The 16,657-nt window shown below is 47.4% G+C and carries 18 protein-coding genes; 13 read left to right on the top strand and 5 right to left on the bottom strand.

Translation table 11 applies throughout. From position 1 onward, the window contains the following. Positions 1-251: 251 nt before the first annotated feature. The 4 genes from AOU00_RS07215 to AOU00_RS07200 are packed head-to-tail and all read left to right on the top strand — an operon-like array spanning position 252 to position 4,418. On the top strand, positions 252-1,367 hold the full coding sequence (locus AOU00_RS07215; protein ID WP_069292019.1) for an ABC transporter ATP-binding protein: 1,116 nt from the start codon (positions 252-254) through the stop codon (positions 1,365-1,367). Next, positions 1,364-2,086, top strand: a complete 723-nt coding sequence (locus tag AOU00_RS07210; protein ID WP_069290279.1) for an ABC transporter permease — start codon at positions 1,364-1,366, stop codon at positions 2,084-2,086. The genes AOU00_RS07215 and AOU00_RS07210 overlap by 4 nt, the downstream gene beginning before the upstream one ends. Before the next feature lie 5 nt (positions 2,087-2,091). Further along, positions 2,092-3,483, top strand: a complete 1,392-nt coding sequence (locus AOU00_RS07205) for a GldG family protein (protein WP_069290278.1) — start codon at positions 2,092-2,094, stop codon at positions 3,481-3,483. Beyond that, the gene (locus tag AOU00_RS07200) at positions 3,480-4,418 is read left to right on the top strand and encodes a DUF4340 domain-containing protein (protein ID WP_069290277.1); all 939 of its coding nucleotides are present in this window, start codon (positions 3,480-3,482) and stop codon (positions 4,416-4,418) included. Before AOU00_RS07205 ends, AOU00_RS07200 begins: the two co-directional genes overlap by 4 nt. A gap of 73 nt (positions 4,419-4,491) precedes the next feature. Here AOU00_RS07200 and AOU00_RS07195 read toward each other — a convergent pair whose 3' ends face one another. Beyond that, positions 4,492-4,689: a YvrJ family protein gene (locus tag AOU00_RS07195; protein ID WP_223822138.1), complete on the bottom strand. Its 198-nt coding sequence runs from the start codon at positions 4,687-4,689 to the stop codon at positions 4,492-4,494. A 192-nt stretch (positions 4,690-4,881) separates the two neighbouring features. Between AOU00_RS07195 and AOU00_RS07190 the strand changes: the two genes are divergently transcribed. The 3 genes from AOU00_RS07190 to AOU00_RS07185 are packed head-to-tail and all read left to right on the top strand — an operon-like array spanning position 4,882 to position 6,143. Then, positions 4,882-5,238 carry a hypothetical protein gene (locus tag AOU00_RS07190; protein WP_069290276.1) on the top strand — a complete coding sequence of 119 codons (357 nt, stop codon included), beginning with the start codon at positions 4,882-4,884 and terminating at the stop codon, positions 5,236-5,238. After that, positions 5,232-5,423 (top strand): helix-turn-helix domain-containing protein, encoded by a 192-nt coding sequence (locus AOU00_RS25695; protein WP_237166305.1) that lies wholly within the window; start codon positions 5,232-5,234, stop codon positions 5,421-5,423. The genes AOU00_RS07190 and AOU00_RS25695 overlap by 7 nt, the downstream gene beginning before the upstream one ends. 54 nt (positions 5,424-5,477) lie before the next feature. Then, positions 5,478-6,143: a hypothetical protein gene (locus AOU00_RS07185; RefSeq protein ID WP_069290275.1), complete on the top strand. Its 666-nt coding sequence runs from the start codon at positions 5,478-5,480 to the stop codon at positions 6,141-6,143. Positions 6,144-6,258: 115 nt separating this feature from the next. Here the strand turns inward: AOU00_RS07185 and AOU00_RS07180 are convergent, their stop codons facing one another. Further along, complete coding sequence (locus tag AOU00_RS07180) at positions 6,259-7,836, bottom strand: esterase/lipase family protein (RefSeq protein ID WP_069290274.1); 1,578 nt, start codon at positions 7,834-7,836, stop codon at positions 6,259-6,261. Positions 7,837-8,031: 195 nt separating this feature from the next. Here AOU00_RS07180 and AOU00_RS07175 point away from each other — a divergent pair, with 195 nt between their 5' ends. Beyond that, entirely contained in the window at positions 8,032-9,027 is a 996-nt protein-coding gene (locus AOU00_RS07175) for a YhcN/YlaJ family sporulation lipoprotein (protein WP_069290273.1), read from the top strand. A 105-nt stretch (positions 9,028-9,132) separates the two neighbouring features. Here AOU00_RS07175 and nagA read toward each other — a convergent pair whose 3' ends face one another. The 3 genes from nagA to AOU00_RS07160 are packed head-to-tail and all read right to left on the bottom strand — an operon-like array spanning position 9,133 to position 11,946. After that, positions 9,133-10,353 (bottom strand): N-acetylglucosamine-6-phosphate deacetylase, encoded by a 1,221-nt coding sequence (nagA, locus tag AOU00_RS07170; RefSeq protein WP_081330687.1) that lies wholly within the window; start codon positions 10,351-10,353, stop codon positions 9,133-9,135. Then, on the bottom strand, positions 10,350-11,078 hold the full coding sequence (gene nagB / locus AOU00_RS07165; RefSeq protein WP_069290271.1) for a glucosamine-6-phosphate deaminase: 729 nt from the start codon (positions 11,076-11,078) through the stop codon (positions 10,350-10,352). The genes nagA and nagB overlap by 4 nt, the downstream gene beginning before the upstream one ends. A 1-nt stretch (position 11,079) precedes the next feature. Further along, the gene (locus tag AOU00_RS07160) at positions 11,080-11,946 is read right to left on the bottom strand and encodes a MurR/RpiR family transcriptional regulator (RefSeq protein ID WP_069290270.1); all 867 of its coding nucleotides are present in this window, start codon (positions 11,944-11,946) and stop codon (positions 11,080-11,082) included. A gap of 357 nt (positions 11,947-12,303) precedes the next feature. Between AOU00_RS07160 and AOU00_RS07155 the strand changes: the two genes are divergently transcribed. The 5 genes from AOU00_RS07155 to AOU00_RS07135 are packed head-to-tail and all read left to right on the top strand — an operon-like array spanning position 12,304 to position 16,643. Continuing rightward, on the top strand, positions 12,304-12,582 hold the full coding sequence (locus AOU00_RS07155) for an acyl carrier protein (protein ID WP_013311713.1): 279 nt from the start codon (positions 12,304-12,306) through the stop codon (positions 12,580-12,582). Between the two features lie 49 nt (positions 12,583-12,631). Continuing rightward, positions 12,632-13,825, top strand: a complete 1,194-nt coding sequence (locus AOU00_RS07150) for a radical SAM/SPASM domain-containing protein (RefSeq protein WP_061828875.1) — start codon at positions 12,632-12,634, stop codon at positions 13,823-13,825. Between the two features lie 55 nt (positions 13,826-13,880). Beyond that, positions 13,881-15,257 (top strand): preATP grasp domain-containing protein, encoded by a 1,377-nt coding sequence (locus AOU00_RS07145; RefSeq protein ID WP_061828874.1) that lies wholly within the window; start codon positions 13,881-13,883, stop codon positions 15,255-15,257. A gap of 17 nt (positions 15,258-15,274) precedes the next feature. After that, positions 15,275-15,520 carry an acyl carrier protein gene (locus AOU00_RS07140; protein WP_013311710.1) on the top strand — a complete coding sequence of 82 codons (246 nt, stop codon included), beginning with the start codon at positions 15,275-15,277 and terminating at the stop codon, positions 15,518-15,520. A gap of 37 nt (positions 15,521-15,557) precedes the next feature. After that, the gene (locus AOU00_RS07135; protein WP_231109395.1) at positions 15,558-16,643 is read left to right on the top strand and encodes a hypothetical protein; all 1,086 of its coding nucleotides are present in this window, start codon (positions 15,558-15,560) and stop codon (positions 16,641-16,643) included. Positions 16,644-16,657 lie beyond the last annotated feature (14 nt).

Below are 16,657 nucleotides of genomic sequence, written 5' to 3'. Positions count from 1 at the left end.
AAGTGTAGCATAAGGTGCGAGGAGACCGCTCCGCGAAGGCTTTGGTCTTCCGATCGCTGTTGCCGTGGGATTTTTCTGTGATTAAGTAAGATATGTAGAGGTAAAAATCCCAAGGCAAAGGCGAACGCTGGCGCTTCTCCAGCTCCAAATCCTCCGCTCCGCTGCTACCCACTACTGATGCAACATTTTAGGTGGGAGGGAAGTAGGGGAGCAGCAGGGAGAAGATTACGATAAAGGAAAGGGTGGAACATGTGCTCAAAGTGCAGCAGGTGAGCAAGTGGTATGAGGGCAACCGGGGTGTACATAAGCTGGATTTTGAAATGCAGCGCGGTGAAATTGTTGGTTTCCTGGGGCCGAATGGTGCGGGTAAAACGACGACGATGCGCATGATTACAGGGTATCTTCAACCCAACGAGGGAGTGATTACGATTGATGGTATCCCGATTCAGGATAAGGGCAGACAGGCCCGTTCCAAAATCGGTTATCTGCCGGAGACTCCCCCTTTGTATGAGGATATGTCCGTAAGATCCTATTTGAAGTTTGTAGCTAGTATTCGGGACGTGCCTGCGAGAGAGCAGAAGCTGCGTATTTCGGAGATGATGTCCAGGCTAGGACTGAATGGGCGGGAAAAACAATTAGTCCGCAGTTTGTCCAAAGGGTATAAACAGCGCTTGGGACTGGCAGGTGCGATTATTCATAACCCGGATTTACTGGTACTGGATGAACCGACTTCGGGTTTGGACCCCAATCAGATTTTGGAGATTCGTCAGCTCATTCAGGAAATTGGCGAAAATCATACGGTATTGCTTAGCACGCATATATTGCCTGAGGTGGATGCGTTGTGCAATCGTGTTCTCATCATTCATGAAGGGAAACTGGTCATGGATGGGCGCCCTGACGCGCTCGGCGGTTCGATGGAAGATGGATTCAAGGTGAAGGTGGAGGTCAGAGGGAAGCGTGAGCAGGTGCTGGATGTCCTGCGTACTTGGGGAAAAGTAGAGGTTGAATCTATGGCGGCCACGCAGCCTCCAGCGAACACGAAGCTGACTGCCGCAGAGCCAGATATGACCGAATTGCTACTCACAGGAGCCTCCGGTGAGGATTTTCGCGAAGAACTATTTTATGTGCTGTCTGATGCGAAGCTTCCGATTTTGGAGATGAAAAAAGAAAGCCTTAGCTTGGAAAATATCTTCCAGCAGTTAACGACCCGCGAGACGGAAGAAAGTCAGGTCAGCGATCCAGCAGTACAAGATCTACATTCCTCGGAGAATGCAGCCCCTACGGCTATCACGGTGGAGCATGGAGATGCTGCATCCGGCGACGATAAGGCTGAAGAAGATAAGGATACAGGAGGTAATCGGTCATGAGGCGTTTGTTCGCGGTCTGTCAAAAAGAGCTGCAAGCCTATCTGTGGACACCAACGACCTATTTTGCACTTGCAGTGTACATGCTGCTGACGGGTTTACTTTTTTATACAAATTTTGTTATGTATCAGCCTAGCATTCTGGACTATCGGCTGGTACTCGGTGACACCTTGTCCATGCTGGTGTTCGTCGTCCCATTACTCACGATGAGGCTGGTTGCGGAGGAATTCAGGCAAGGTACGGATGAACTGCTGCTTACCTCCCCTGTGAGTGTGACGGAAATGATCGTGGGTAAATTTTTGGCGTCGCTGGGCATGTTGCTCATATTAGTGCTGTGCAGTCTAGCGTATCCGGTCGTGATGTCCTTTTATGGGTCGCTGGATTGGACACTGGTATTTACATCTGTGATCGGTCTATTTATGCTTGGCGCAGCCATGATGGCGATCGGCTTATTCGCTTCGACGCTTTCACAGCATCAGATGATGTCGTCGGTCGTCGGTTTTATTATTTTACTTGTGTTCTGGATGCTGGATTCGTTTGGTGGACAGACGGGTGCATCTGCGGCGGTGCAGCAATGGCTGGAACCTTTTTCACTAACCGCACGGTTTGACAGTTTCACCAAAGGATTGCTGAATGGAGCTGATGTGATGTACTACGTGACGGTGGCGGTGCTCTTTTTGCTGTTCAGCATCCAAGTGGTTGAACGGAAACGGTGGAGGTAATGAATATGAAAAAATGGCTGGGTCATACCAATAGTGTGGTACTATCGATTGCTGCTGTAGGGATTTTTATTTTATTGACGTTATTTCTGCGGTCGTTGGGTGGCTTTCAACTGGATCTGACGGCAGGCAAGCAGTATACGCTGTCTGACCAAACGTTGACGACCATCCAAGGTGTAAAGGAAGACGTACGGCTCATTGCTTTTACCGTATCTACTTCACAAAATCAGAAGCTGAACCGGGATGTTACGGACATGCTGAATGAATATGCCAAGCGTAACAACAAGCTCAAGGTCGAACAATACGATCTGAATCAGGAACCGTTACTGGCCAAGCAATATGGTGTTACTTCAGCATCTATTGTGTTGGTGCAGGGGGAGAAGAAGCGGGTTATAGATATTGGGAGTCTATTTACGCAAGCTCAGGGGAGTGGTGAAGGGGCATACCAATTTACCGGGGAAGAAAAGCTGACTAGTGGACTGCTGGGATTATCATCTACCCGTCAAGGGAAAGTGGTCTTTCTAACTGGACATGAGGAAATCCCATTGTCCCAAATGACTGAATTAAGCAGCTCACTGTCACAAGATAATGTGAAAACAGAGGAAGTTCAGCTTAATCAGGCGGGTAGCGTGCCCAAAGATACGTCTGTATTGGCTATTGTCGGACCAGAACGTGATATCAGTGCAACGGAACTGAAGAGTATTCGTACGTATCTGAATGATGGAGGAAAGCTTTTTATGGCACTAGGCTTTCACCCGAACATGGGGTCCGATTGGAAAAACCTTGATGCATTAGCAGCTGATTATGGAGTGAAGGACACTCATGCCATCGTGGTGGATCAGGAACAGACGAATACACTTGGACCTCTATGGACGGTTCCTACCTTCGGCAGTCATGCGATCACCGATAAGTTGGCGGCTTCCAATCTGTACCCGGTTCTTTCACTGTCTATTGCTTTGCAGGCAGGAGAGCAGAAGGATTGGAAGACGACGCTTTTGATGAAATCTTCTGCAGCCAGCTATGGTGAAACGAATATCCAAGGACTGCTGAACAACGAAACGGAGAAGGATGACAAGGACCCGCAGGGGCCGCTGAATCTCGGTTATGCGGTAGAAGGGAAAGAAGGCAAGCCCAAAGCCGTTATTCTCGGAACGTCCGCCCTCTTAAGCGACACTGAGATCAGCACAGGAGGCAATCGAGACTTTGTGCTGAACAGTCTGAATTATGTGCAGGAACACTCTGATGGACTCACCATTCGTCCTCGTCAGGAGCAGGATTATAAGGTAGCTTACTTGACTCCTGCACAAGCGAAAACGATATTGACCATATCTGTCATCGGATTGCCGTTGCTGTTCGCGGTCATCGGAATCTTATTATGGTGGAGGCGAAGAAGAGCATGAGAAAATGGATACCCACAGTGCTACTGTTAGTTGTATTGGGAGCGGGTATAATCTATGCAAAGAGCCAAAACTTCTTTCGTGAACAAGCGCCGGCGGCTCGCCAGCTGGTTCAGCTTACGCAAGGGGATATTACGTCTTTCGCGATCACTGGAAAGGACGGCAAGTCGGTGGAACTTGAACAACATGATGGTCAATGGAGTATGAGCAAGCCACGGACTTACCCATTAAACCAATATACAATAGACAATTGGCTAGCGGCGATTCAAAATGTAAAGTTGGGTGAAGTGGTCGAATCTTCTCCTAAAGATGTAGCCAAATATGGGATCAGCGCTACCAATGATCAGATTGAGATTAAGACCAAGAAGGGTGACGTTCGTACCTTTGCCTTCGGTGAAACGTTGCCTTCCGGAGAGGCTGTTTATGTATTATCAGACAAAAAAGAGATAGCTTCTGTACCTATCGATACACTTTCAGGGTTGTTGCTGGGTGCTGATGATTTTATAGATACAACGCCGTTCGATTGGGACGATACCAAGCTGAGCGGAATAGAGTGGGAAGGCCAAAATGCTTCATGGATGCTCAAATCCTCCGGTAACAGCGGAACCGGAGACAGTGCTTCCACATCTTGGACGCTGAACGGAAAGTCAGTAGCCAGTGACACGGCGACTTCCCTCTCGCAGCAAATCAAAAACCTGGCCAGCAGTCAGGCCTTGCGCAAAGCCTCTGAGCTGAACAAGCCTGTTCACCGCTTTACGCTGAGCATATCGCTGGGTAAGGATGATTCCCAGCTGGTTTATCAGGGCTGGACGCTTAACGATGATCCAGATACCGTATGGATTGTACCGCCACAAAGTAACTGGGCTTATGGTCTGTCAGTATCTGACGTGAACCGTGCTGAACAGAATGGACACGACCAAGCTCAGACTGGAAAATAATCATTAGAATTAAATTAACGCACAAAGAGGCTCCAACGGCGGATGATCGTCGTCTGGAGCTTCTTTGTGTTCGTTACTCGTCAGGTTTGCTGCTTTTGGAAGAAGAATTGTTAGTGTCGTTTAATTCTTGGATAACCTGAATCAGCTCATGAAGTGAGAGATCCAGCTTGTCCAGCTTTTCCTCCATCGTGTGCAGGATGTGCCGCAACAAAATAAAACAAAGTCCAGCCGGAAAGCCTACGTTGGTAACCAGAGAAAGAGCATCATCCATTTGCAATGTATTCCCTCCTTTTTAGCCATATATAAAGGAAGGTAAATTAAAAGAACCATATACAACTGATTGTAAAAATAGTATAATAAATAAGAACAAGTGTTCTGATTTCGGTTGTAAAATAGGTTTGAAAATTACCCTATAGTATGAGGATTAGAAAAAGTCAAATCCAAAGAGAAAGGGTGATTTACAATGGATCAGTCTCAGCTAACATTGGTAGAACAATATCGAAAGAAGCTGTACCGCATTGCCTGGAGAATCCAGTATCGTGCTCGGGTACAAACCAATCATGAATTTGTAATGGAAAAGAACGAAGCCGTCAGCGCCCCATCTTTTACAGAATCTTCAAACTCTAATATGTACACATTACAGCTTATCAACTCTCTATCTTCTGAGATCGGAAAAATGATCATCTTTGACCTTTACATACTAGATAAAACCGAAGCACAGATTGCAAAAGAGTTAAAGCTATCCCAACAGGCGGTGAATAAATGGAAAAAGAAAATGCTCAAAGAGTTATTTCGGATGCTGAGTTCGTCCAATTGCTAAAATTAGTACGAAGTGGAGATCAGGAGGCCATGTATAGGATACTTCAATTGTTCGAGGAAGACATTCAAAAGACCAGTCGGTATATCCGTATGTCCCGTGAAGATGCTGTCCAAAGCATTGTGACTGATTTTATAGAAGAACTGCGACAAGAGTTAAAGACAGTAAAAAGTGGACAATGGATATAGCCTTGGCTATCCTTATCCGTAGGTTTACTTATTTAACGGAGGGCTTATAAGTTTATGAGTGATAACAGGGCTTCTTTTGAGAAAAGTATGAAGATGTACCCAGTCAACAGTATTCGTTCCAATGTCATCATTCTTGTTTTATTACTGTTAGATCTGTTTCTGGTTATCCCCTTAGTGGGAAATCCATACATTGCAGTTTACGTTTATGTACTGTTGCCACCGATTGTTATGATAAACATTTGGGCTCTAGTACTGGTCATCATGCCACGCAAATTGCAGTTGAATTACATTTTATTCCGTGGTGTATTTGGTTTGATTTGTTCTATAGGCTTCATGATCATGACACAAAAGTTTGCTTATGGCATGTTGGGTCTGGATACTTCATGGTATTTTATAGGTTCCTTTGCCCTTTATGGAATCGCCTTGTATTCCTTTATAAAATATAATTTGGCGAAATTCAAAGATCCTTCAGAACATAAGAAGAAACCAAAAGTTAAGGAAAAAAACAAGAGAGCGCCTGTAGTGACGATCACCACATTTACTGGGGCTGGTTATCTGATAGCTAATGTTTCCCTCGGATTTGCTACACAACAATTAGTTGCCACAGTATTGATCAGTGTATACTCCATGCTGGCATTTGTTCTTTTCCATTTTATTATGGATTTACACCGCTACTATTGGCTTCATAAGCTGAGGAATCAGAATCAAACAACCGATTGAACACAAGAATGGGATTACAAAGTATTACCACTATCAAGAAGTTTTGTAATGAATAATAGCCTGCAAACGCCCCATATATGTAGGGGTTCGCAGGCTTTTTAGGTTGTAGATTTATTTAGTCAACATACTTATTGCCGTCAGCATCAATATAGATGGATTGAACAGCTGTGCGCCGGTACGGATAACCTGCCTCTGTGGTGCCGCTAATTTCATAGGTTACAGAATAGATGCCGGGCTTGTCCGCTTTGGATAGCTCTATTTGTCCGGTAGGGTTAACGGTTTTTTGCTGTACCGTCAAACCTTTGGAGGCAGAAGTGACTCCTTGCTGCGGATCACCATAATATTGAACTTGGTAGGTGACTTGTGTAACGCTGTCCGGGGCATCCTGTGGTTTCAGGTTTAGCTTCGGGCCCACTGCATTCAGATTGTATTTCAGCTCAGGAACTTGAACAGCCTGGTAACGTGCAATCAGGAGATATGCTCCTTGATCAGGAACCGTGACGTTCAGTTTATAGGTGCCCGGTTTTGGATTTTGAATGACGGCGTTATGATGCCAGGCACCAGCGAAAATATCGTCATCATAGCCTGCTTTCAGATTAATAATTTCACTGGTACCGTCAGGCTTGGTTAGTTCCAGCTTACTCACACGTTTATCGCTGATCCAGTCCAGATCAATGGATTTGACACCATTTTCAACAGTGAGGGTTTCTGAGGCTTTTCCATTATAATCGCCGCCTCGGATAAAGTATGAATTATCGATCTCGTTATAGGTGGATTGTACAGCAGAAGCAGTCAGGGAAGATGCTGAAAGTGCTTCAGTTTCCTGATTCAATGCTGGAGTGTTCGCTTGGAGGTAGGGTTGGATCAGGGAGAAGACGTAAGAACCGGTACGAACCTTGGCATGATCCCAAGATCCGATTTTAACTACACGTCCGCCGGGGAGCTTAGAGTTGTCGACTGTGACCACCCCATCATTTTTACCAAAGGTTGAGAGGTAAAGTCCGCCGAGTATGTAGGAAGCAGTGCCGTCAGACCAGTTATCACCAGCAAACGTGAAGAATGGAATTGTAGTTGCGTTGCTGAGTGCATCGGTCTTGGATCGGAAATACTTCATATAAGATGTTTGTAAAGTGGAGGTACCGGGATTTTGTGAGCCGACGATGTCTGCCAGCCATCCGGCCCAGCTGCTGTAGGCGAGATCTGCAAGTTGTGAGCCATGATGGGGACTGCTAAGGGTGATGACACGTTGAACATAAGGAGCAGCTCCGTTATATACGAGAGCGGTTTGAGTATCCACTCCACCTTTGCTGTGGGCGATGACAATGAGCTTTTTTCCAAAGTGATTACTGATGACCTTGATTTTGTCGGCTAAAAGCTTACCATTGTCCCACATATCCTGGGATGTACCATTTGTATCGTACAGATTAATGGTGGCCGTCTGGTATCCGGCGTCACGTGCGCGATGAAGCATGTCGTTATTATTTTTGGTCCAGACTTCAGCGCTACTGTTCAAACCATGTACGAATAATAATGCAGGTTTGGCAGGATCAACGCGATTAGGTGGTGGGCCTTCTGCCCAGCTTCCGGCGGGATCTTTCGGGGGTTGGGGGGTAGTGGAGCCTGCAAAAGCGCCGACGGGTACAAGAGTAACGGATAACATAAAAATGAGCATCAAAACAGTGATCTTTTTCAAATTGAAAATCCTCCTTTGTAAAATAAAGTATTTTTCAAGCTTATTATACATGCCATCTTGTGGTAAATCATCAATTCTATTTCATATTTACATTAAAATTTTATTTTTTTAGTCATTTTTTAGTCAGGATATCCCTATGATTCATAGCGCATGATAATCTCGTCACACATTTTATAATGTATGGAGGATGAGTTCATGCCAGGAACTAAGAAGGTCATCAGTTTTACGATTTCTGCTGCTTTACTCGCCAGTATGGCTGCTTTGACCGGGTGCGGAAATGGCGATCATAACGTTCGTACGAACAGTACACGCTATAACGCGCAAAGCACACATCATATGGATGGTGTGAACCGTAATGGTATGGATGGTGTGAATCGTTATGGGGTTAAGTCCAATGGTATGGACGGGATGTCATTGAATGAAAATGGCAACCGAACCGGACATCCAGTCCGTAATCTGCAAGTCGATCGCAGTTTGTCCAAACGTATATCTGAGATGCCGGATGTAAAGTCTGCGACAGTGCTGGTCGGTGAACGACATGCCTATGTAGCCGTTTCCTTGAAAGACCAAGCCAACGGAACAGGTGTCGGTGCTCCAAGTATTGACGGTACTCCAAGTATTGATGGTACTCCAGGTGCTAATAGTATTGGACGTAACGGTAATGTACCGAGTGTGAATGGCGTTAATGGCACTAGAGGAAACCGTACTACGGATACTACGACGCCTGGAATGACAGACAATGGAGTTGCCGGAAATGGACTTACCGGGAATGGAACACCTGCGCGTCGTGATGACGGTTTATTCGGTACGATGGGTACAGGCTCGTACGGTATGTTGCGTGGCTTGACGGACAACAATCGCGGAGATAACGGAAACACCACAATCGAGGGAGCAAGAACTGCATATGAACCAAGTGATGCAGTCAAGAGCCGTATCGCGAATAAAGTTAAGCAATTTGCACCTTCGATTGAACAGGTACATGTATCCGCTAACCCGGACTTTGTCGAACAAGCCACTGACTTTACACACAGTGTGCAAAACGGTCATCCGATTAGAGGCTTGAGCAATGAAATGGTGGATGTGATTGAACGTGTATTCCCGACCTCGGCGGCTGATACAAACCGTCCAATGGAAAATACAGCACCCACACGTCCACAAAATCATACGCCCGCGCCGATGAATCATCGCTAATTCAAACCCTATAAGTGTGTGCAATGCCAAAGAAAGAGCTATCCATCTCAGCGAATACGCTGGTGGATAGCTCTTTAGTTTTGGGGAATGATAACTATAACTGAATTATTTGCGCAATCCTTTAATCCATACGCCTTGCAGCTTCAAGTCTCCATCCAGTAACAGGATATCTGCTTGTTTACCTGCTTCAAGCGAACCTGTACGATCAGCAATGTGCAAGGATCGAGCCGGATTCAGGCTGGCCATTTGTGATGCCGCGGGAATACTCATACCCACATGTTGAACCAAATAGCGGAAGCCTTCAATCATCGTTAGTGTGCTTCCTGCCAAAGTGACCCCATCCTCCAGTCGTGCTACACCGCCCTGCACGATCACCGGCAAATCGCCGAGCGTATATTTCCCGTCTTCCAGACCAGCAGCAGACATGGCATCTGTGATGAGAATGAGATTATGATCCTGCTTTAACCTAGCGAGCAGGGAAATGGCGGCGGGATGCACATGAATGCCGTCCGCGATGATTTCTGCTTCAATGCGCGGATCAGCAAGTACGGCTCCGGCGGCTCCCGGCTTGCGATGATGCAGCGGAGTCATAGCATTAAACGCATGCACCGCATGGTTCAGCCCCGCCGTCGCTGCCTGTTCAACCTCTTCATACGTAGCATCTGTATGACCGAGAGCCGCGGTAATGCCATGGCTGCAAAGCCATGCAATCAGTTCCAGCGCTCCTTCCCGTTCGGGCGCAAGCGTGAGCTGGCGAACAAGGCCTGGATAGCGTTGCTCCCATTCTGCCACCCATGAGAGATTCGGTGGCACGATATGTTCCGGGTTTTGCGCTCCCGGCCAGTTCGGACTTATGAACGGCCCTTCTAGATGTACGCCCTCCAACTGAGCATAGGGCATAGGTAGTGCCATATAAGCGTGAACTTCACTCAATACTCGGTCAATCTGTTCCTTGGGCGCGGTCATGGTGGTAGCCAGCATGGCCGTCGTTCCTTGTGAACCGTGAAAGGAGGTGATCGTATCCAGCACCTTTGGACTGGAGTCCATAAAGTCCTCACCGTTACCGCCGTGAACATGAATATCAATAAAGCCTGGTAGCAGATAGCCTCCTTCCAGACGTACAATTTCTACCGCTCTCGCTGCACTTTCTTCCTGATTTGCCAAGACTACCGATGTCCAATCGGCGGGCAAATTTCCCTCGGAACCAGCATAAACAATGGACTGCCCCTCAATGACGACAACCCCTTTTTCAATGATGTCATTTCCAACGACAACTTGCCCATACAGTAGCTGGGGTATGTTACCACTCATTTCATCTGACTTCAATTGAACCATCCTCCCGCTTTCTGATCCAGTAAAATAAGTACGTTGGGGTGACATTGCAGCAAAGAAGCCGGACACTCAGTCGTGACAGGTCCAGTTAAAGCCTGCTTTATAATGTCGGCCTTATCCGCACCAAAAGCCACCAGTATAATTTGCTTCGCCTTAAGAATCGTGCCTACTCCCATCGTAACTGCTTGCCTGGGTACAGCATCTATTTCGCCAAAAAATCGAGCATTCGCCGAGCGCGTACTTTCTTTCAAATCTACAACATGTGTGGCTCCAGCCAAGCTGTGACCGGGTTCGTTAAAGCCGATATGCCCATTATGACCAATGCCAAGCAACTGCAAATCCACAGGGCCATGATCCAGAATAGCCTGCTCGTGCGCTGCACATTCTGCTGCCAGATCTAGTGCATTCCCGTCAGGAACACGTGTATGGGATATGGGAATGTCGATATGCTGGAACAAGTGCTCATTCATAAAGCTTCGATAGCTCTGCGGATGTTCTGGGGGAAGACCAACATATTCATCAAGATTCACGGAATAGGCGCGTGCAAAACTGACCTGTTCCTTGCGGTACATATCTGCAAGATGTTGGTAAATGCCAATCGGCGTACTACCGGTGGCCAGGCCAAGCATGGCCTGTGGTTTGGATAGCAGCAAGCTAGCGATCACAGCGGCGGCAGTAGCGTTCAGGTCTTCACGGCTGTTCAAAATGCGTATGTTCATCTTAGTGACCCCCTGGTTGTTTTTTGAGCTTGCTCACTTGTTGATATGAACCTTCCAATCTTGGAATATATTTGTCAAAATCCGCGCTCACCATACCTGTAAACAGAATATCTATAATATGAAGCTGGGCGATGCGAGAGGCCATATCCCCACGTCGCATTCCTTCCTCCAATGAAGAGGAAAATAGCGCAATATCCGCAAGGCCTGCCAGCGTATTGTTTCCGAAGGAGGTTAGGGATAGTGTCTTGGCCCCCTGTTCCTTTGCACAGCGTAGAGCCGCAATGGTCTCCTGGGTTTCCCCTGAATAAGAGACGGCAAAGGCGACATCTTCCGCTCCGAGCGAGGAGGCAGAGGTGATTTGCATATGGGAATCTGCAAAGGCAGTGCTGTTCTTGCCAATACGGATGAGCTTCTGGTAAAAATCCTGGGCCACAATCGACGATGTCGCCATACCATAAAGATCAATGCGGCTCGTGGCTGACAGCCATGCAATGGCCTGCTCCAGCTTGTCGAAATCCAGCAGTCGGGTCGTGTCTGCAATGGATGCGGTATGGTTCGCCTGAATAGCCTGCACGATTCGGGAAAGTGAATTTCCGGCGACAATATCCTGATAGGATTCTTCACCATTACGGTTGGAATGAGACAACTCGGCGGCCAGCTTCATTTTGAAATCGGGATAGCCTTTAAAATGTAGTGATTTGCAAAACCGCGTAACGGTCGCCGCACTTACACCACAACGTTCTGACAGCTCCCGAATACCCAGATGCAACACATCTTCCGGGGATTGCAGGATGGATTCCGCCAGCTTGCGCTCCTGTACGGGAAGCTGCTCCAGTCTATGGGCTAATGTATGAAGAATGGGGGACATGAGCTGTGCTCCTTTGGCTGTAGAGTGTTTGTGTGAAAATAAGTATCGTAAATAAGTAGTATATAAAGAAAAACATTTTCACGTGTATTGTAAAATAATTCTGCTGCTCATGCAAGAGATGTGAGAAGAATTTTTATTAGATTTTGCGAAAAAATAGCCAGCGAAAATTGTAGAAGTTATCATACATTAATTTACATATTGCGAGTTTTACTTACAAAACAACCTATTGACTTGTCTCTTCATTGGAGGAGTATAATTGAATAAAGTTCCAGTGAAGGAATTTTTCTAGGAGCTTTCTTTGCAGAGGGCATCGTTGGGTGGAACGAACAGAATCTCATTCACAAGGAGGAGTTTGCTATGCAAAGCCAAGTGATTGAAATGATCAGCGCGGTTAAGGAAGATCCTGAACTGGTCGCTAAGCTGGATGGACATTCGGACATTATTCATGATGCGGGACTGGATTCGTTGCAGTTGGTTCATTTCATGCTGCAAGTGGAGGATGCGTTTGATGTGGAGATTGATTTTGATTCCTTTGAGCTAGAGCATTTGAGCTCGGTAGATGCGTTTTGCAGCTACATTCAGGGGATCAGCGATGCGGAACAAGCGCCGCATCTGGAGGGAATGGAGACGGTCTGACGTACAGCTAGGTACATGTGCCTGAAAATCCATTAAACGAGGTGTTAGCATGCAGCCCAAAAGCAATGTGCTGATTGATGAGAAAGCGTTCAAGCTCATCAAGCGTAACCTGAAAAACGCTTCTGTATCTTACCGTAACGCCACACAGGACCCTACTTTCAAAACGGACATGCCCCAGACGATCGGCATTAAGCTGACTAACCGCTGCAACCTGAGATGTACACACTGCTTTGAATGGAACGAGGAAGGCTACCATCACCAAATGGATAAAGAAGAACAAAACATGGATCTTGCTCCGGACATGCTCCGGCAAATTTTGAGCGAAACCAAGGAAGCCAAGTCCAGACTGTACATGTGGGGCGGCGAACCGATGTTTCATCGACGTTTTGATGAAATTTTGGACGTGCTGGCGGAAGATCGGCGCGAAATGACCTTTTGTACAAATGGGTTACTTATTGATAAATATTTGGACCGGATTTTGGATTTGTCCGAAAATCTGGAGTTATTAATAGCGATTGAAGGTTTTGAAAGAGAACACGATTTAATCCGCGGTAAAGGCACTTTTCAAAAAACAATGCGGCAGATGGATAAGCTGATTGAACTGCGCGACCAGGGATTGTACAAGGGACGGGTAACTGTCCATGCGGTCATTAACGATAACATGATCGGACGGATGTACGAATTTCTGCAAATGCTGGAGGACAAAAGGCTGGATCTGGTGCTGCTGACGTTCCCCTGGTACATTTCCAAAGAAACCTCCCTCAAAATGGATGAATATTTTACACGTAATTTCTCCTGGCTCCGACAACTTGAAGAAAAAAATATTAGTAGCTGGCATGCTTTCAAATATAAAATCAACCCGGATAACATCGATCCTCTGATGCAGGAACTACAGCGGATCAATGAGCGAGTATGGAACATTCGCGTGCGCTATCAGCCCGGTTTGGATTATGAGGAAATTGATAAATTTATCCATGGCGAGGAAATGGTCAGTCGTTGTTCCAATCATTGTTTGGCGCTCACCTCCAGAACAGATATTTTACCAGACGGGAAGGTCATGCCTTGCAAATTTTTCAGTGAATTCACGATTGGAAGCATGCGTGAGCACAGTCTGAAGGAGATATGGAACTCGGATGCGTATGAGAAAACTCGTCAAAAGATTAATCATGAAGGATTGACTCCGGTGTGCTCCAAATGCAGCGTATTGTATCTGCATGGGGCAGGCTCTCTGAAGTACATTTAGTTTTCTATGGATGTTGTTTGTTACTGGATGGAAGAGAGAGGGATGATGACAAGACGTGACGACTAAAACGATTAACCTTGTGGAAGCGCTTGCGCATGAACGAGACCATGGAGTCCTGATTTGGCTGTTTAATATCGGTGCAGAGCAAGTGTGGCATCCATCCCCCCGCAAGGGGGGCATGGTAGACCGGGATGAACAGCAAGTCGTAAACCGGATGGAGGAAATGAATCTCCTGCTATGTCGAAGTCAGGATGTCATTGTACTTCGGGAACAGCCGGATAAGGCGTTTCTGGACATGCTTCAACGGTTGGGCTTTAGCCTGCCGCGTATTGAGGTGCCGGAGCCTTCTGATCCGCTAACGCCGATTTCAGAGCTGGTGCTGGCGGATGAGGCGCTTTTGGCACGACTGCGTACGGTTGCAGATGCAGGCCACAGCAGCGGCGGAGCCAAAGCGTGGCTCGTCCCCTATGCGGTCACACCGCAGGAGGAAGCGATTGCGGAGCTTTGCGGGCTAGAGCTGATCGGCGCTCCATCCGCGGTTAGTGCTCAGGTGAATGATAAAATATTCAGCCGCCTGACCGCGCAAAAGCTTGGTTTTGCTGTCAGCGAAGGCGCCGTATGTGCAGACGAATCGGCGATCCGCAGGGAGTGTGCTAGACTGGCTGACTTATCGGATGGACCTGTGAAGCTGATTATCAAGCAGCCGCACGGTGCCTCGGGACAAGGCATGTATATGCTGGACGAGCTGTCCAAGCTGGACACGCTGCTGAGTGTGATGAGGCGCTTTGGCGGCTCGTCGCCATCTTCCGGCGGCTGGCTGGTGGAGCGCTGGCACAATAAGCAGATGGATCTGAACTACCAGCTCTGCATTGACGAGGGCGGTGGTGTGACGATGTTTTCGCTAAAAAGACAAAACGTGGATGGCACCGTATATATCGGATCTCAAGTGCCGGCTGAGATTGGCGATGCGCTGGAGGAAGAAGTGAAACGTTGCGCCTACCAGCTGGGTACGTATCTTTATTCCATTGGGTACACAGGAATGGCCTCTATTGACGGTTTTGTTGACGAAGAAGGTTTGCTGGTTCCAGTCATTGAGATTAACGGTAGGTTTACGTTGTCTACCTATATTTCATTCCTGTCATCCGTCCTGGGAGAACAGCATAAAACATTATCCCGTTATTACCGCAACGTTACCGCTACGCCTCTCACTTACAGCCGCTTGTGCGGGCTGCTCGCGGAGGAGGGCTTGCTCTATACGCCCGAACGTCCAGAAGGGGTGTTTGTATATACGGCGGGTACATTGTCTGGTATTCCTGTGAAGCGGGGCTATGTGAACCGGATTTTCACACTTATTTTGGCAGACAGCTGGCAGGAAGCTGATGCTTATGCGCACAAATTGGAAGGTATCATTGCTGGATTAGGATGCTCATAAATGGGAGGGAATCAAAAATGAAAACAGATGTATACCATGTAGTACCCTTGCTGGAAAAGGTTTTGAAGCTGGCTCCGGGAGAGCTGGAACAGTTGACTCCGGATCAGGATCTGCGAACCTTGGGGCTGAATTCCTTATCCGCTGTGGAATTAATTGTAGAGTTGGAAAATGAGCTTGATATTACGATGGAGGACGACGATCTAGTGCTGGAGCATCTATCTACACTGCAAGGCATTGAGCGTCTGCTGAGCAAATATGCATAAGGGCGCTGAAAAGACAAGGTTGATGCAGGAATCCGATATGAAGACTCGTCATGATTCCGTTGTGGACTATGGTGCAGAAGAAGTGGCAAACGCTCTTCCAGGGAAGCATTGTGTATATTCTTCCCTGCGTACCTCGTTGCGGAGGTACGGGGTGACCATGGCCGAATCCGAGCTATTCATGCTGTGTGGGAGTATGTGCGCAGAGTATGGTGGAGATTTGAAGCGCTTCGGACCTGAGAAATATCCAGAGCAGCTTCAAGAAATGGCAGCTAGTGGCGGACCTGTTATTCGGGTGGAACCGTGGGTCGCAGGTGTCAGCGATGAAACCGACCTGTTGCGGGTACTCACATCGGGCTACGGTACCATGCTGCATACGTCGAGCACCGCTTTAACCTATCACGATGTATATGTGAAAAATTACCCAAGGGGCCACGTGATTGAGTTGTGCGGGTTGGACTTGCGAGAACGTACAGCACAGGTGAATGATAGCTTCCTGCTCGATTCCTCGGGACATGCCATGACTTATGTGGGCTCAGCCCGGCTCGACGATCTGATGCAGGGCATTATTGAGTATGCATGGCTGGTGGAGCAGCCTGCCCCGCTTTCGCCAAGTGAGATGCATGCTGCGTGTGCTCATCATATTCGACAGTATTTGACTGGACACGAAGCCATCTGGAGAGGCGTACCTACGTCTAATGAGTCGGAAAGCCAAACGGGGAAAGCTGTAACAGGCAAACAGGTCAAGCGGGGAGATGAGGGGTACCAGGCATTTGTCGGTGACTTCCGTCTGTTGGCAGACATGGCGGATCAGGATTTTCGGACGTACTGTCATGAAATCTATTACAATCTGCGATTGGGCAGTGCCCTTCATTTGACGGATTATACAGCTGATTATTGCCTGCTGCATCAAGCCACGCTGGGGCCACAAACACAGCATGTAATTGAATTGGCACAGGGGCTGTACGCGGATTGGCACAAGCTTAATCTGCATATTTACAAAACAGGGCTTCAACTGCGCAAGCATCGGATGCCTGAGATTATGGAACGAGCTTTGCATTTAATTGAAAGACAGCGGCATATGCTGGAGGAACTGATGATTTTAGCAGAGCAAGCAGCCGAGTAGTCCAGAGCACTCGG

Source organism: Paenibacillus polymyxa (assembly GCF_001719045.1).
Lineage (GTDB): Bacteria > Bacillota > Bacilli > Paenibacillales > Paenibacillaceae > Paenibacillus > Paenibacillus polymyxa_B.
This window is presented reverse-complemented; position numbering and strand designations above follow the sequence as displayed.